Here is a 17,027-nt window from a genome sequence, read left to right as displayed (position 1 = left end):
TTAATGTGCTTCCAGCCAGTTATTCCCAACTCCAATTTCTACTAATAACGGAACCTGTGTTTTCAAAGCATTTTCCATTTCAATTTTAATTAGTTTTGAAGCGGCTTCAATTTCGTCTGCCGGAGCTTCGAATACCAATTCGTCATGTACCTGAAGCAGCATTTTAGTCTTCATTTGTTGTTCTTCCAATTCTCTATCTATTTTAATCATTGCCAACTTTACAACATCGGCTGCACTTCCTTGTACCGGAGCGTTCACAGCATTTCTTTCTGCATGCCCTCTTACTACGAAATTGTTGGAATTAATATCTTTTAAGTGGCGCTTTCTTCCCAGAATAGTTTCAACATATCCCATCTGACGGGCCTTGTTTACCTGCTCTGCCATGTATTCCTTCAGTTTTGGATAGGTTTCGAAATAGGCTTCGATCATCTGTTTGGCTTCCGTACGGGATAATCCGGTTTGTTCTGCTAATGCAAAAGCTCCCTGGCCGTAAATAATTCCAAAGTTTACTGTCTTGGCCTGGCTTCTTTGCGTTTTTGAAACTTCTTCCAAAGGAATTTTAAAGAGTTTTGCAGCAGTAGACGCGTGAATATCTTCTCCATCCTGGAATGCTTTAATCATATTGTCTTCTCCTGAAATTTCAGCAATAAGACGAAGTTCGATCTGTGAGTAATCGGCAGAAATAATCTTCTTTCCTTCTCCAGAAACAAAGGCTCCACGGATCTGCTGTCCTCTCAATGTTCTGATCGGAATATTCTGCAGGTTCGGATTCACACTTGCCAAACGACCTGTTGCAGCTGTAGTCTGAGAGAAATTGGTATGCACTCTATTATCTAATTTATCAATCTGCGACGGCAATGCGTCTACATAGGTTGATTTTAATTTCTGATAGGTTCTGTATTCCAGAATATGCTTGATGATTTCATGCTTTGAAGCCAGTTTCTGAAGTACATCTTCCGAAGTAGCATATTGTCCTGTTTTCGTTTTTTTGGCTTTTGGATCAAGCTGCATTTTTTCAAACAAAATTTCTCCTAGCTGCTTTGGAGAATTCATATTGAATTCTTCTTCTGAAAGCTCGAAAATCGTTTTTTCCAGCTCTCTCAGGTCATTTTCAAGATCAATACTTTCCTGTGCCAGCCACTTTTCATCTAAGGAAATTCCGGTAAGTTCCATTTTTGCCAGAACTTCCATCAAAGGCATTTCAATATTGAAGAAAAGATCTTCCAGGTTTTCTTTTTTTAGTTGTGGAGCAAACAACTCATACAATTGGAAGGTTACATCTGCATCTTCCGCAGCATAATCTGTTTGTGTTCTAAGGTCTGCATCTCTGAAGGTTCCTTGTTTTTTTCCTTTTTTTCCAATGATTGTTTCAATGGAAACAGGTTTATAATTCAGAAATACTTCAGAAAGATAGTCCATGCCATGTCTTCCATCAGGATTCAACAGGTAATGGGCAATCATGGTATCAAACATCGCTCCTTTAACAGTGATGTCGTACTGTTTTAATATTTTATAATCGAATTTTAAATTGTGAGCGATTTTCAGTAAATCTTCTTTCTCAAAAAACGGTCTGAAGATTTCAAGGGTTTGTAATACTTCTTCTCTACTTTCAGATAAAGGAATATAATATGCTAACCCTTTTTTATAAGAAAAACTCATTCCTACCAGTTCTGCTTCCAGCTCATTCAATGAAGTGGTTTCTGTGTCAAAACATACCGCTCTTTGTTTCAAAAGATTGTCTACCAGTTTTTTCTGAGCTTTTGGATTATCAACAAACTGATAAAGGTGATCGTTATGTTCAATAGAAGATTTTGTAGAAGTTGCCTGATCCAATTCTTCGAAATTGGCAAAAAGATCAAGCTGCATTGCCTGTCCTTTTATTTCTGTTCCCGTGGGAGTCTGTTTCACTTCCACTTCACTTACGACAACGGTTTCTGTTACTGCCGGAGCAAAGGCTCTGTAAAGATTTTCATACAGTCTTCGGAATTCTATTTCTTCGAAAACTTCCTTTACTTTTTCAAAATCAGGAGTTTCCAGATCGTATTGTTCCTGATGGAATTCTATCGGGGCATCACATATAATAGTTGCCAGTTTTTTAGACAAAATGCCACGTTCTGCAGAGGCTTCTACTTTTTCTTTCAGCTTTCCTTTCAGCTTATCTGTATTTGCCAATAGGTTTTCAATGCTTCCAAATTCTTTAAGGAATTTCATCGCAGTCTTCTCTCCTACGCCTTCCAATCCAGGGATGTTATCCACTGCATCTCCCATCATGGCCAGATAATCGATGACCTGTTTTGGGTCTTCAATCTCATATTTGGCTTTCACTTCTTCTACGCCAAGAATTTCGATATCCCCTCCTTTTAATCCCGGCTTATAAATTTTGATTTTATCTGTAACCAACTGAGCAAAGTCTTTATCAGGAGTTACCATGAAAGTGGTATACCCTTCTTTTTCGGCTTTGCATGCAATGGTACCTATCACATCATCTGCTTCATACCCTTCTACTCCAAGAATTGGAATGTGCATTCCTTCCAGAATCCTGTGAATATATGGAACGGCAATTTTGATGGCTTCAGGAGTTTCACTTCTGTTCGCTTTATAGTCAGCGAAATCATCAGTTCTTACGCTTGCTCTTCCTACATCAAAAACAACTGCTAAATGAGTAGGTTTTTCTCTTCTGATCAATTCGATCAAGGAGTTGGTAAAGCCAAAGATGGCAGAAGTATCCAAACCGGTGCTTGTTAATCTCGGATTCCTGATCAATGCGTAATATCCTCTGAAAATCATCGCATAAGCATCGATGAGAAACAGCCTTTTATCTTGTGTTGCGTCCATATTATCTATAATGAACAAATATAAGAAAATAGGAAGATAAGTTGCTAGTTTTGGAATGGATTCGGGATGCGTGGTTCGTGATTTGAGATAGAAGACTGAATGGTATAAAATGTTGGGTGAGCTTCTAATCTCTAATTAGCAATCGTGGTTTTCGTAGTTCAACTGTTCCATTCTCTTCTCATAGCTTTCCATATCTTTTTTGCCTATGCTTACTTTTTTCAACTGTACCGGAATTTGTTTTTTACCGTCCGGGCTTATCCAGGTTCCATTCATGGTTTCGCCTTCTTTCTTTAGAATCATCAGTCCTGTGAAGCCTTCTTCTACCATCGCAAACTGTTGATTGATTCCTTCTGTAACATTAAGTTGCAGCCAATTGCTTACTTTTTCGTAACGGTACATACCATTATAGTAAGGATCTCCGCCACAGCCGTTTTCTACAGATTGTAAAAATAAGGTTACCGGCATTTTTCCGTTCACTGTACCTTTGTATAGAGAGGAAGTATTTTGTGCCTGTAAAGTAATGAATGAAATTGTAAAAGTGAGAGTTAACAGAATTTGTCTGAACATTTTTATATAATTTTAGTCGTGTAGAGTAAAAAACAGAACAGTATACTCTATAAGCATACTGTTCCATTAGTTTTTTTAAGTTTTGTTGTTCTGGCTTATTTACCAGCAGATGGCCAAAGCCCAGCGTACTGAGAAGTACCGTAGTCAATAGTTTCAGCACTGATTACGAAGCTGATTAGCATACTGTTGCTGTCAATAGCATCAAAGTCTACTTCGTGTTGGATAACATATCCGTTTTCCCACTTCAGGTTAATTAATGTTCCTTCTTCGTGAGATTTATTAAAGATAATCTCTCCTACAGTTGGCTTATATTTTCCGTTCAATAAGCTTTCAAGGATGTCTGATTTTTCAGTAGCTTCTACTGTAACTTTGATAAGTGCGTTAGAAGGATCTGATGCTACACGTCCTGATACGTCAGTTGATCTTGATACGCTGTAGTTCATTTTTAATAATTTCTGACCTTCTCCGTTGTTGAATTTTAAGATTCCTCTTGAATTTCTTTCTGCCATGATTGTAAATTTTAATCGTTAGTAATATTTATGTTATTCGATAATTGTATGACAAAGATAGAGTCCTCAAAATTGAAAAAAAAGCTTTTGGAAGGAAATCTGAAAAATTGTAGTAGTTTTACGATTTTATGTCGTAATTCTACGACAATGGAGTTAAAATACCACACAAACTATTAATAATAAATATTTTAACTATAATCACAAAAAAACATAAATATATTAATTATTACACCACAAAGAGAAATACTATGTTACAAAACATACTTTATGACAGCTAAGAAACCATTCAAACCTCATCATTTTTAAAGGATAGAATACTAATATACATTCTAAAACTTATTATTCTTTTTATGGTCAAAATCAACAATAATAGAAATCATATTATCCGTTTCGCTAATAGAGCATCTTTTTAATAATTAATACCCTACTCCCTTCATGAATCAGGAAACATTTTTTTATAATCCTTTCGAGGAATTATAAATGTAAGATAGTCAAAAACAGACTCTTTATAAACCCTTTCCATATATACAGGATCAAAATCATTATTCTTATCTATACTGAATCGCTTCTCTGTGGAGAGTTCACCTTCTTTAATTTGCGATTGTACTTCAGGTGTCCTTATGGCTTCTTTTACTCCTGCATAATACAAAATGGGAATTGGATTTTCTAATGTTCCATAATCTTCATTATTCAGAAAATATTTATTTACTTTTATATTTAAAACTTTACCTTTTCCAATATTATTAGAAAGCCACCCACTTTCTGCCAATTGTAAAAGGGAATAATATTTTTTTTGAGATTTATCATAGAAAGTAAAAGTGTAATAGGTATAATTACCAGAGCCATCTCTGCTTAAAAATGAAGAAACTGTTTTAGTGTGATATCCTAAGTATTTTTCACCTAATTTTAGTGGTCTATTAAACCAAACCGTTACTTCAGTAGTAACAGAGTTATCCATAAAACGGTTAATTTCCTTCTCCGTAACTGCAGGAGGTTTAAAAAAGAAAATATTGATTAAATAAATAACAACAGGAACTAAAACCAATACTCCTATTGCATATCCTATTGCTTGTAAAAATTGATTTTTCATCTATTTTCATTTTGGAAACATCTTTTTATAATCTTTTTTAGGAATTATAAATGTAAGATATTTAAAAACAGACGCTTTATAAACCCTATCCATATATACAGGATCAAAATCATTATTTTTATCTATGCCGAATTGTTCCTCTGTAGAAAGTTCACTTTCTTTAAACTGTGTCTGTACTTTAGGTGTTCTTATGGCCTCTTTTATTCCTGCATAATACAAAACGGGAATTGGATTTTCTAAAGTTCCATAGTTTTCATTAGTTAGAAAATACTTATTTATTTTTACATTTAAAGTATCTCCCTGTTTAATGTTCCTAAATATATATCCACTTTCTGCTAATTGCAAGAGCGAAAAATATTTTTTATTAGATTTATTATAAAAAGTATAAGAAGTATAATTATAATTTCCTGATCCATTTCTACTTAAAAATGATGAAACTGTTTTGGAGTGTCTTCCTAAGTATTTTTCACTTATGGTAAGAGGTCTATCAAACCAAACAACTATTTCCGTATTATTAGAATTTTCCATGAAACGGTTAATTTCCTGATCTGTAACTACAGGAGATTTAAAAAAGAAAATATTGATTAAATAAATAGCAACAGGAACTAAAATTAATACTCCTATTGCATATCCTATTGCTTGTAAAAACTGGTTTTTCATATTATTACCCTTCTTGTGCCACTATACTAATTCCACCTTTATCATTTTTTTCTCCAGCTGCATTCACATCATCCGCTGATAATGCTACATCTATACTTTCATTATTTTTACTTTCTTCATATTGATCTACAGAATAATCTATTCCAAAGTTAATCATTCCGCCAAGAAAACCTTTTAGCAATCCGCCACCTAGTCCTTTCCAATTAAATGCTGTAGATTGTGATCTCATTAAAATATCCTGCGCTAATCTGGCTGATTCAGCTGAGGCCACTCGACCTGCTGCCTGCCTTTCTATAGCCTCCATTCCATACTGCTGAGCCTGTCTCAATAAAGCCTGATTTCTAGCCGTAACAGTCATTCCCTCTTCAATCAACGCTCCAGGCGATCCAATTGCTCCATTTATACCTTCCTGTTTTGCAGCATCTCCAGACTGGTCTAAAAAAGATTTGTTTTTTTGTTCCTTATCTGTAAACCTCAATTTTGTATTAGCATCCCTTACTTTTTGCTTATCACTCTCACCATTCCAATAATTATAAACTGCAAGCGGAGCTCCTACTAAGATTCCGATAGGTGAAAAGGTAGTCGCTACGGTTATTACTCCCATTACAGCTTGTGCCGTAAAATGAGCTGCAATTTCTTTATTATTACTACTGCTAATCTGACTAGCAGCCTCCTGAGCTAGAACAGGATCCATAATAATAGTTACAATTCCTCCTTTGCTACAGCTCATGAAAGATTTGTTCAGTAATGCATTTGATTTTTCAATATTTACTATTTTATGGTATTCTTCCCAATTGGATGTTAATGTTGCATCACAATCATGGGCTGCTTTATAGATTGCTGTTATTCCTGAACCCACACTTACCGCAGCAGCGGCAAACATAACTCCAGCGGCCACTAAGGCAAGCCCTCCGGTAGCAACGGTAGCGATTACCAAAGCTCCTACTGCCAAAACAGCACATAAAATCTGGAGGCCTCCCCAAAATTTCATTGAAGTTTTACATTGGAATGAACCGGAAAGTTTTCTATCCAGTTTATTGAGTAAAGGTTGTTCTTTGGATCTATATATTGTAATTGATGTACGTTCATACATACCTAGCTTTTGAGGAGCCCCATTGGTCATATTAGTACATACTACTGTAGTTTCCTGTGGTACAAAAGACTCTGCCATTATGTTTCTATTTTTTTAAGTTTATAGCTTATCAATATCTGTACATTATTTTTAACTTCTTCGATAATTGTGACTTCAGAATTCTCAATCCACTGGTTGTTTAAGTCTATAGTAGAATGTTCCCGTATACTAAAATTATACTCTGAAAATTTATAGCCTACCATAGGCAGGTATCGTTCATCATATGATTTTTTTAGCCCGTCAATATTCAAACTGCTCTTATTAAGTTCTCCCACTTTTCTTACATTGACCGTATTTTCTGTTTCAGACAAAATATCTTGTCTGAATTTTAATTCTACGGGTATGTTTTCTAGTAACTGAGAATTTAATTTCCTGTTAAAGGGAGCAAATAAATTATCTTTAGAAACTAAATATTTATCAAAAAATAAATCAAAAAAAAGTTTTGCATTAAAATCTCTTTTTAAATTGTCTTCATTAATAATAACATTTTCCGAAGCATCAATAAAATGTTTAAAGTCATTTTTAGTAGTATCGGACCGGATAAAACCAAATTTGGCTTCTAAACTACTTCTATAATTTTTCCATCTTTTAATAATCTCCTCATGATTCTGAACTTTCTTAATTTTTCCAGTCTTTGGGTCAGGTTCCAAAATTGCATCACATTTTAATAAATCAATTTCACAGATGATATTCATTACATCCTGTAGAGCAGCAGGGTTTACTTTTATGGTATTTTCAACTAAAGCTGTTTTTATCAGTAACCTGTTATTATTATTTTCTTTGATAACGAAAAACTCTCTTTTGGTATCTGCATGATTTTGAATAATACCATTGATCTTTGTTATTACCGTTTGCTCTGCTCTATATCTAGCTTTATCACCCGCAGCAATATTATTTGATTCTCGCTGTTCTTCTTCTGTTTTTATTTCCAGATATATATATTCTAAATGCAATGGTAAATAGTCACTTAAAATAGTTTCCGTTACACCACAATTTTGATTGTGAAAAGTTATCAGCTCTTTAATAGATAATCCATTCTTTGCTGCTATTGATTCTAATGTGTCTCCTCTTTGAATTTTATATTTTATCAATTCCATTCTTCATTAGTTTATATCCACAGGTTTTCCGGTAATTGTAGTTTTTCCTTTAAAATTAGCTGTTGCACCTCCTCCTATGATATCCACTTCAGCACTTGTAATTGAAATTTTATCTGGAGTAATAACAATCTCACTATTTCCTACTTTAAGTTTTAATTGTTTAATACCTGTCAAATCAATAGTCCCCTTACTGTCCATTGTAAATACACTATTCTTACCTCCTACAGCCACTTTATGGGTATTTCCAACATCTGCAATATGATCACACCCAACTTCTAATTTCTTATTATTACCAATTTTATCCGTTTTATCATTTCCAACAGTTTTAGTGCTGTCATTATTGGCATTATGTACTACATTTCCTGCCCCGTCAAAGAACATATTAGCTCCTCCCTGATCTTTAAGATTCATAGATCCAGCCCCGTTGTCATACTTCAATTCAGCCCCACTTCTTCCACTAAAGCTCATCACATTATTCCCTGCACCACCTCCGGCACCAATACCACCATGGAACATTCCTCCCATTACAAAAGGGCGGTCCGGGTGCTGGTGAACAAAATTGATAATCACCTGGTCTCCAACTTCAGGAATAGACATAAATCCTCGGTTTTTATTTACTTTATCACTGCTTCCTGCATCCGGAGACATCACACGGATAAATTCTGTAATGTCCGGTCCGTTCTGCCAGTCAAACTGTACCTGAACTCTTCCCTGGTTTTGAGGATCTGTATTGGAAACTACTTTGGCAAACTGAGCTTCCGCTCTCGGTGTTTCAAATTCCGGACGTGGAATATAGCCTGTATCTGCAGCAATAGCCTCAAATTTACCATCATAATATCCTCTGGCATCTACTTCATGAGTAACTTCGATAATCATCAACTTGGTGAAATATGAGGTTTCGTTGCTTTCTGCTTTGCGCATTTCAATATCGGCAGTACATCCCGGATATAAGAAAGGTACAGTAGTAGTACCCGAGGTGATAAATACCTCAGAAGCCTTACTGCCGGCAGTCCCTTTTTGGGAAGCATCAATATCCATAAAAGAGGAAGCTTTTATAGGTGCAACTCTCAAAGATGGTGTTGTAAAGGTTCTTTCCGAAATTTCGTAAGCACGTCTTGCAATATCTGATGTATGATTGATTTTTGCACTTCCTCCTGTCATCTTTTCATTTTTACTACTGTTGTAACCATAGAAAGAAGGGCTCACATGCTGGGCTTTCATTTTGATTGCAATATCACTTACGCTACTTCCATAGGTAAGTTTGACCGGCTTTTCCTGAGGCGGAAGCTTACCAAAATGTAATACTTCTCCATCATAATAAAACTGTTCACCATAAGCTTCAGCCATTCTTGCCAGATAATTATAATGGGTCTCTTCGTATTGTGAACTGTAAGAAACGTTTCCATGTTGAGCATCAACTCTGAAATCGAATTTATTCTGTCCCAGTCCTTCACTGATTACATGATAGGCTATGCTATTCAAACTAATGGGCTGGCTTCCTCCAAAACTCTGAATATGAGGCGCCGCATCCAAAAGTACAGTAGGACTGTATCCTTTAAGGACAATATTCCCAAGGCTTCCTTTCTCCTGACTGAACCCAACTTCTGTAACTACACCCACGAAATTACGTTCCGCTCCTTGTATAATATCTTTATATTTGAAAACCACTGTTATCCTTTTTCCCAGGAAATTTTGTGCTTCTTGAAGGTTATGATTTTCTGCACTCCCCAATGTATCATGGGCCAGCGTCAGGCTAAATTCATGATGCTTGGCAGCACTCTGCACCAATTTAAAATGTTTAAAATGCTTAATAATCTGCCCTTCGATAACAACATCTAGCTTCACCACGCGGTTAATTCCGGCGATAATACTTTGAGGAATAGCTTCAGCATTATGTATCTTTGAGGTAGGCTGTTTCGCCCACACTTTATTTTCAACAATGGAAGGATTGTTCGGGACAAAGGTTTGGTTCATGAACATATTTGCCCCTTGTACAGCGCTTACACTCTGCTGTCCTGCTTTCACAGCTTTCTTCACTTTACTGCCCGTTTTATTCATCTTTTCTTCTGCTTTTTGGGCAACATTTTCCTTTACATTTTTCAGCTGCTCTTTACTGCCTTTGGTATCATTCTTTGGGCTATCTACTTTAATTGTCTTGTCATCCTGAAACATAGTGTTTTGTGTTTAAGTTAAAATTAAATAAACTGCTGATTATACAGCAACAGAATCAAAAAATATAAGGTTAGATCTACATCATTTGTTTTTTTTAAAAAACTGATTTCTGAAATCCGTGAGTCCTTATGAAAAAACAGGACAGCATACTCTTCCGAGCGCACTGTCCTGTACCAATTTTATTTTTACTAAGATGATGAATAGGCTTATTTACCTGCCGAAGGCCACAGTCCAGCGTATTGAGAAGTACCGTAGTCGATAGTTTCAGCACTGATTACGAAGCTAATCAACATACTGTTGCTGTCGATAGCATCAAAATCTACTTCGTGCTGGATAACGTATCCGTTCTCCCATTTTAAAGTAATTAGAGTTCCTTCTTCGTGAGACTTGTTGAAAACGATCTCTCCCACAGTTGGCTTATATTTTCCGTTTAATAAGCTTTCAAGGATGTCTGATTTTTCAGTAGCTTCTACTGTAACTTTGATAAGTGCGTTAGAAGGGTCTGATGCTACACGTCCTGAAACGTCCGTAGATCTTGCTACGCTGTAGTTCATCTTTAATAATTTCTGACCTTCTCCGTTGTTGAATTTTAAGATTCCTCTCGAATTTCTTTCTGCCATGATTTGTAAATTTTAATCGTTAATAATATTTTGTGATTCGGTGATTGTATAGCAAATATAGAGGCTCTTTTTTCGGAAAAAAAACTTTTAACTATAAATCTGAAAAATTGTAGTAGTTCTACGACTTTTTGTAGTAATTCTACGATATTAGATTTAATAACTCTACTTTAACCATTGTAAACAAAGGATTTTAAAAACTTATAAAACACTGATAAAAAGGATCATTTCCCACATCAAAGAGAGATATTAATACTATTTAAGATAAAATTAACACATATTAACTTATGCTTAAAATTGTAATATGAAAAGATCAAATGCTCCAATTTTTGACTGAAAAATTTAAAAACCCAGCTTTTTTTATAAAGTAATTCATTCTCTTCAATGCATATGTTGATTTTCACATTATTTTTCTCAAAATAAAAAAGGATGAAATGCATCAAAAAAAATAACCAAACCTATTACGGTTTGGTTATTATTATATTATTGGTGGTTTTAAGGTTGTACCCCTGCACCTGCACTTTCTTTTATTGATCTGGTTAGTATTTTATTTTTTCTGAGAAGAAAATCCGGCATCAGATCAGTGGGAAGATAAAAAGAGCTTTCCCCTTTTTTCTGTAGCTCTTCTGTGATCCCAGGATTCCACGCAAGAATTTTATCTACTTCCACATCCAGCTCATCAGCGATTACACTCAGATTAAATCCGGCATTGATCTCTGTTTCGGAAAGGGCTGCATCTGTTACTTTTCTATTTCCATCTTCAAAAAACACCTTATTGATCCTTGCAGAATTATAATTGCTTAACACACTCTGAAGCTCTCCTGTTGCATAGCAGGCATTCAGATATTTTTTCACGTGATTGATAGTTTCTGCTGGAAGATATCGATAGAATTCGTGATATTGGCTGGAGCCTGCAGCCTGCATTGCCTTGGCAACATTTCCTTCACCACAGTTGTAAGCAGCGACCACTGTTACCCAGTTATTGTATTTCTTATATAAATTAGCCAGGGAAATAACCGCTGTCTTTGTGCTTTTATACACATCTGTTCGTTGATGTTCTGCAAGACCATACTGGTTGGCATGTGCTGTCATCAGCTGCCATACTCCTACGGCTCCCGCTCCGGAGGTAATATTTTTGTCAAAATGAGATTCAATAAGGGCTAGGTTTCTTAAATGCTTTGGAAGTCCCTTCTGCAGAAGTAACTGTTCAATAAATTCAACAAGGTCTTTGTTTGAATTAATGATTCCCTGATATTTTCTTACGCTGCTTTCTGAGGTATCTGATGCCGCCAGAAACTGGCCGTTTACCAAAACGACTGTTCCCAAAAGCATTACTCCTGTAAAGATATTTCTGACAATGGTTTTCATCTTAATGTTATTTATAAAGCAAAAAGGCGAATTCTATCAATTGCCTTTTTGCTATTTACTTTCTTAATTAATCTACTTTCCAGCTTGTTTTTTCTTCTTCCTTATTCCAGTCTACATGAATCGTTTGTCCGGATTTCACTTCTTCTCTTACAATCATTTTAGAAATAGGTCTCGCCAGTTGTGCACGGATCACTCCGGAAATCTGTCTGGCTCCATATTTACTGCTGAATCCACCAAGAGCAAGGTTTTTCACAGCCTCATCAGTAATCTTTAAGGTAATTCCCAGTCTTGTTAATGAGGTATGAAGTGATTTTAACTGAATATTAAATATTCTTTCAGCAATAGATTCCGTGATTGGTGCAAAAGGAATAATTTCTGTAATTCTGGCTAAGAATTCCGGTCTGAATCTTCCTGAATTCGACATAATCTGCATCAGTGAAGATGATTCAGGAACCTTTCCTTCTTCAAACTGTTTTACGATTTCTTCACTTCCAATATTAGAAGTGAATAAGATCAAAGCATTACTGAAATCTCCTTCTTTTCCAAGTTTATCATGTACTTTTCCTTCGTCCATGATTTGAAGGAACACATCGAATACAGAATGGTGAGCTTTCTCAATTTCATCAAATAAAACTACCGTATAAGGCTGTTGTCTGATTTTGTTGACTAGCATCCCTCCTTCTTCATATCCTACATATCCCGGAGGCGCTCCATATAGTAACGCTGCGGAATGCTCTTCTTTAAATTCCGACATATCAAAACGAACCATAGCCTTCTCATCGTTGAACAATAGTTCTGCCATTGATTTGGCTAGTTCTGTTTTCCCAGTCCCGGTAGGTCCTAAAAGGAAAAAAGACCCAATAGGCTGCCCTGGTTTGTTTAATCCGCTTCGGTTTTCGACAATAGCATCGGAAAGGATTTTTAATGCATGATCCTGACCTACTACCCTGTTCAATAGAAGGGATTCCATATTCAGGAGTTTTTCTTTTTCCTGAGCCTGAATCTTCCCGATTGGAATATTGGTTTTGGCAGCCATTACAGCAGCAAGTTCCAAACGGTCTACCTTTTCTCTTTTCTTGGCAGCATGCTGTAGAAGTTCTGCATAGGTATCTTCAATGATCTTTTGGATCTGATCTACCGGCATTGAGTTGTCTAAAGCAGGCTGCTCATTCAATGATCCCCATAAAATAGGACTTATTTTGTCTCTTAATAAATTATAAGTCCAGATCAATTCGTCTGCCTTATCTTTATTGTCAAGATATTCTTCTTTTAAAATAGCATCATAGCTTTCTTTCCAGCTGCTCAGCTCTTTTTCAGAAAGTTCATCGAGCATTTTGATGGCTGCCATAGTTCTGTCTAATAAATCAATGGCTGCATCCGGTAATTTTTTCCCTTTTGCATATCTTTTTGCCAGACGTACACATTCCGGAAGGGCTGTTTTTTCCACTTCAATACCGTGGTGCTTCTTATAACCTTCAAGAAGAACATCAATCATTTTTACACAAGTCTGCTCATCCGGTTCATTCACTGTTAATACCTCAAAACGACGGTTGAAAGCCTGTTCCGGTTCAATAATTTTTCTGTATTCTTCCTGAGTAGTAGCCCCGATAACTGTAATTTCTCCTCTTGCCAATTCCGGCTTCAGAAGATTAGCAACGTTTCCGATGCTTCCTTTTGAATCTAAAAGGGTATGAATCTCATCAATAAAAAGAATAGCTTTTTCTATTTTCTTACATTCATTGATTACTTTTTTTAGTCGGTCTTCTATCTCACCTTTATAAGACGTTCCTGCTAATAATGCTCCAGTGTCTAACTCTAAAAGAGTCCCATTTTTAAGCATTTCCGGAACGTTTCCTTTTGTAATTTCTATAGCAAATCCCTCTACTAAAGCAGTCTTACCTACTCCAGGTTCTCCGATGATGATTACATTCGGTTTACTTCTTCGGCAAAGAATTTCTACTAACATTCTCAGTTCTTTGTCTCTTCCAATGATGTTTTCAAGGTCCCCATTTCTGGCTTGTGCGGTTCTGTCTACACAATAGCTTTTGATAGATGGAAAAGATGAGTCTGTAAAGTCTGATCCGTTGGAAAATAATGAAGCAAAATCACCGTTTTCAGAAACTGTAAAAGGAGTATCTTTTCTATATAGGTTGAAAATTTCATGTTCTCTCAGAGGCAATGACTTCAGTTGCTGAAGTGAAAACACTATCTGAGGTTTTACAATGGCAGTAAGGATACAGATTGGAGTAATCTCATCCAGTCCCAATTTTAAACGGATATCATCAGCTTCTTCTATAAGAGTGTCTACCGCTTCATCTTGTCCTACTTCATCGGGAAGATGACTGGTTTTAGGGTATTCTTCAATACGTACATCTGCCCATTCATAAAAATAGCCAGGATCTTTATCTATGCTTTTTAAAAATTCATTAAGACCAATATCTTTATGCATTAGAGCCTGCAAAATATGTGGCCCTCCATAAGTGCCATTATAATTTTCCCTCGCTATAGACTGAGCAATATGAAATAGCTGCTTTACTGTTTCGTTGGTTACTAGTACTCCCATTTATAATTTTTCTTATATTAATATTTGCGTTCTGTTTTACTATTGTTTCCAGATGATTTGATGTTTTCTGAACCTGTACTTTTTATTACTGATGACTCAAAAATCAAAAGTGGTTCTTTTATTTTGCTAAAATTAAATATTTTATTCTAAATATGATAAAGATAGTTAATTCTTCAATTAGAGAAGTAACAACCATCTTTTTTTATCCTTTCGCCGTTTTCAGACAGGAAATAAAATACCACATTTCTATTACCGAAGTGCCGTTTTTCTTATATATTCAGAAAATATAACAGAATCAGGCTTAACCACTGAAGTCCGATATAGATATAGAAAATCATGGCTGAAGGCTCTGCCAGTTCATGTAATTTTTCAATTAGTGTGGTTTTTATGATATCATAAAAGTCTACGTTTTCATCGCCTAAATTCAATTCATCAAATTTCACTTTATTCAGGGCATAACCTAAGACCCGTTTAAGGATTTTATTTTCTGAGCTATTTTTGAATTCATTTACCAATCTTACTTTCGCCAAGGCATAATCTGTACTGTTTCGAACTAAAACCGGTTGGTTATTTTTAATTTTATTAACTACTTTATCAATAAAAGGAACCAAAATCGTTTTGGAATGATCCTGAACAAGTCTGCTGATAATTCTTGACATTCCATATTTTGTAGAGAAAATGCCTATACAAAAAGGTGCTGCAATCATTAGAAGGTAAAAAAGCCCTGCAGACAAAGGTTTTGCCATCACAGTCACAGTCAGAAATGCAACAGCTCCACTATGTCCTAATGATGATCCTAAACTTTCCGCCATGATATAGATTCCCAAACAGAAAGTAATGACTGTGGACAGGATTCCAATGGCATAAATTTTAAATAGACTGAAGATAAATACAGCAGATAGTTTTGAAAAGTATTTAAGGTGATCTGTGATTTTGTTCATTAGTGTTTAATTTAATAACATGGTTTTGTTGATGAAGAATGCTTTCACTTATGAGCGGTACAATATAATCAATATTTCTATTGCAAAGGAATCCGTAATAATCCCATATTTTTAATGGTTCATCCTCTTCAATAGCTATATTCTTTTAGAATTTTATTATGATTTTGAAAAGACAATAGGAATGGTACTACCAGCTATATTTAATTTTTCCATTCTTTATACAATTATCTACCTCTGTTTTTATGGGACATTTGTAACAATCCCCTGGAATAAATTTAAATGAACTACTAAAAGAAATTTCTTCGTTGATTATTTCTGATGTATTTTGAACACAAACTTCTGTTGCCGGTAAATAATCAAAATCGTTTTTCTTTATTTCTTTTTTATAAACAGTATTGTTATAACTTAGTTTGCGGATAATAAGAGTCTTATTTCTTTTGTAAGCCAGATAGATCCAACTGCTGCTTCCATCCGAAATTGAATTGAACTTTAAAATTGTAATATTCCCTTTGTTTGTTATTTCCAATATTCTTCCTGCCTGAAATGTCCCATTTTCAATAGTCACAGGAATCTTAATTTTTATCTTTTTATTTATCCTAACAATATCTTCCTGATAATAACAGTATTCACATGCTGTTCTTTCTGTTTCTTCATGCAGTCTTCCAATAATTGAATCATTTTTGTATACTGAAATCTGAGCTTTACTGTTAAAAACTGATATCCATAATAACAGGAAAAAAAATATTTTTTGAGCCGGCTTCATAAAATATGAATTATTGAAAGGTAAGGCACTCCAGTCGCTTACCAAAATAAATACAAAACACAGATTAGACCAGAAGTTTTAAAACTTTTCCAAATCAGAAAAACTTAAATCCTGTATTTTCGGCAAAGCATTGATTTTTAGTTCTTTTTTCCTTTTGTTGAAGAGTTTCTCAGAACCTGTTACCTGTTCATACTCAATTTTCGTTTTGGCTATTAAGTCAATTCTCGTTTCAAAAGTGGTATCTTTTCCATCCCATATTACCCGTGATATTTTTACCAATTCAAAATTATTTTTATTCAGTCTAAATTCATAGCTGCTTTTCCGGTTATTAATATCAGTAAGCATTTTTAATATACCATCCTCAATAAAAAAATCCGGAATTACATTACCATTATGTTTTCCGTTTTTATCAGCCGGATATTCATCTTCAATAATTTTTGTAGAAGAAACGACCAGTTTAAGTTTCTTATCAGGCTGGGAGAGAAATATCTGTACTCTTACCGGCCTGGTATCATCTATCACATCCATTTCTACCATAATCCTGTCATTGCGTTTATCATTATTTAAATCGCCTATTTCTTCTTGTATCAGAGATGTATAATTGTTTTTATTAGCAGCTTTCTGTGAATATAAATTAACATTGGCCAAGAGAAGAAATATAACAATGGATGATGATATTTTTTTCATAATTATTTTTAACAGATTAATAAAAC

At 35.0% G+C, this 17,027-nt stretch carries 14 protein-coding genes; all 14 read right to left on the bottom strand.

Annotated features, from left to right (window positions below; genetic code table 11):
- The gene (gene polA / locus EL260_RS06175) at positions 1 to 2,835 is read right to left on the bottom strand and encodes a DNA polymerase I (protein WP_123859322.1); all 2,835 of its coding nucleotides are present in this window, start codon (positions 2,833 to 2,835) and stop codon (positions 1 to 3) included.
- A 135-nt stretch (positions 2,836 to 2,970) separates the two neighbouring features.
- Positions 2,971 to 3,402 carry a hypothetical protein gene (locus EL260_RS06170; protein ID WP_123859321.1) on the bottom strand — a complete coding sequence of 144 codons (432 nt, stop codon included), beginning with the start codon at positions 3,400 to 3,402 and terminating at the stop codon, positions 2,971 to 2,973.
- 95 nt (positions 3,403 to 3,497) lie between these two features.
- Positions 3,498 to 3,911, bottom strand: coding sequence for a type VI secretion system tube protein TssD (tssD, locus tag EL260_RS06165; protein ID WP_123859320.1), 414 nt, complete (start codon positions 3,909 to 3,911; stop codon positions 3,498 to 3,500).
- Between the two features lie 433 nt (positions 3,912 to 4,344).
- Positions 4,345 to 5,001, bottom strand: a complete 657-nt coding sequence (locus EL260_RS06160; protein WP_123859319.1) for a hypothetical protein — start codon at positions 4,999 to 5,001, stop codon at positions 4,345 to 4,347.
- Between the two features lie 6 nt (positions 5,002 to 5,007).
- The gene (locus EL260_RS06155) at positions 5,008 to 5,661 is read right to left on the bottom strand and encodes a hypothetical protein (protein WP_123859318.1); all 654 of its coding nucleotides are present in this window, start codon (positions 5,659 to 5,661) and stop codon (positions 5,008 to 5,010) included.
- 4 nt (positions 5,662 to 5,665) lie between these two features.
- Positions 5,666 to 6,832 (bottom strand): PAAR-like protein, encoded by a 1,167-nt coding sequence (locus EL260_RS06150; protein WP_123859317.1) that lies wholly within the window; start codon positions 6,830 to 6,832, stop codon positions 5,666 to 5,668.
- Positions 6,832 to 7,890, bottom strand: a complete 1,059-nt coding sequence (locus tag EL260_RS06145) for a LysM peptidoglycan-binding domain-containing protein (protein ID WP_123859316.1) — start codon at positions 7,888 to 7,890, stop codon at positions 6,832 to 6,834. Before EL260_RS06145 ends, EL260_RS06150 begins: the two co-directional genes overlap by 1 nt.
- A gap of 6 nt (positions 7,891 to 7,896) precedes the next feature.
- On the bottom strand, positions 7,897 to 10,062 hold the full coding sequence (locus EL260_RS06140; RefSeq protein WP_123859315.1) for a type VI secretion system Vgr family protein: 2,166 nt from the start codon (positions 10,060 to 10,062) through the stop codon (positions 7,897 to 7,899).
- 206 nt (positions 10,063 to 10,268) lie between these two features.
- Entirely contained in the window at positions 10,269 to 10,682 is a 414-nt protein-coding gene (gene tssD, locus EL260_RS06135) for a type VI secretion system tube protein TssD (RefSeq protein ID WP_123859314.1), read from the bottom strand.
- Positions 10,683 to 11,174: 492 nt separating this feature from the next.
- Positions 11,175 to 12,047 carry a lytic transglycosylase domain-containing protein gene (locus EL260_RS06130; RefSeq protein WP_123859313.1) on the bottom strand — a complete coding sequence of 291 codons (873 nt, stop codon included), beginning with the start codon at positions 12,045 to 12,047 and terminating at the stop codon, positions 11,175 to 11,177.
- 67 nt (positions 12,048 to 12,114) lie between these two features.
- Positions 12,115 to 14,610, bottom strand: coding sequence for an ATP-dependent Clp protease ATP-binding subunit (locus EL260_RS06125; RefSeq protein WP_123859312.1), 2,496 nt, complete (start codon positions 14,608 to 14,610; stop codon positions 12,115 to 12,117).
- A gap of 269 nt (positions 14,611 to 14,879) precedes the next feature.
- Positions 14,880 to 15,551, bottom strand: coding sequence for a hypothetical protein (locus EL260_RS06120; RefSeq protein WP_123859311.1), 672 nt, complete (start codon positions 15,549 to 15,551; stop codon positions 14,880 to 14,882).
- Positions 15,552 to 15,738: 187 nt separating this feature from the next.
- The gene (locus EL260_RS06115; protein WP_123859310.1) at positions 15,739 to 16,314 is read right to left on the bottom strand and encodes a hypothetical protein; all 576 of its coding nucleotides are present in this window, start codon (positions 16,312 to 16,314) and stop codon (positions 15,739 to 15,741) included.
- A gap of 78 nt (positions 16,315 to 16,392) precedes the next feature.
- A complete protein-coding gene (locus EL260_RS06110; protein ID WP_123859309.1) occupies positions 16,393 to 17,001 on the bottom strand; it encodes a hypothetical protein in 609 nt (202 codons plus the stop codon).
- Positions 17,002 to 17,027: the final 26 nt, after the last annotated feature.

It is taken from the genome of Chryseobacterium nakagawai, assembly GCF_900637665.1.
GTDB lineage: Bacteria > Bacteroidota > Bacteroidia > Flavobacteriales > Weeksellaceae > Chryseobacterium > Chryseobacterium nakagawai.
The sequence above is the reverse complement of the archived record's forward strand: the minus strand, read 5'-3'. Positions and strand labels throughout refer to the sequence as shown.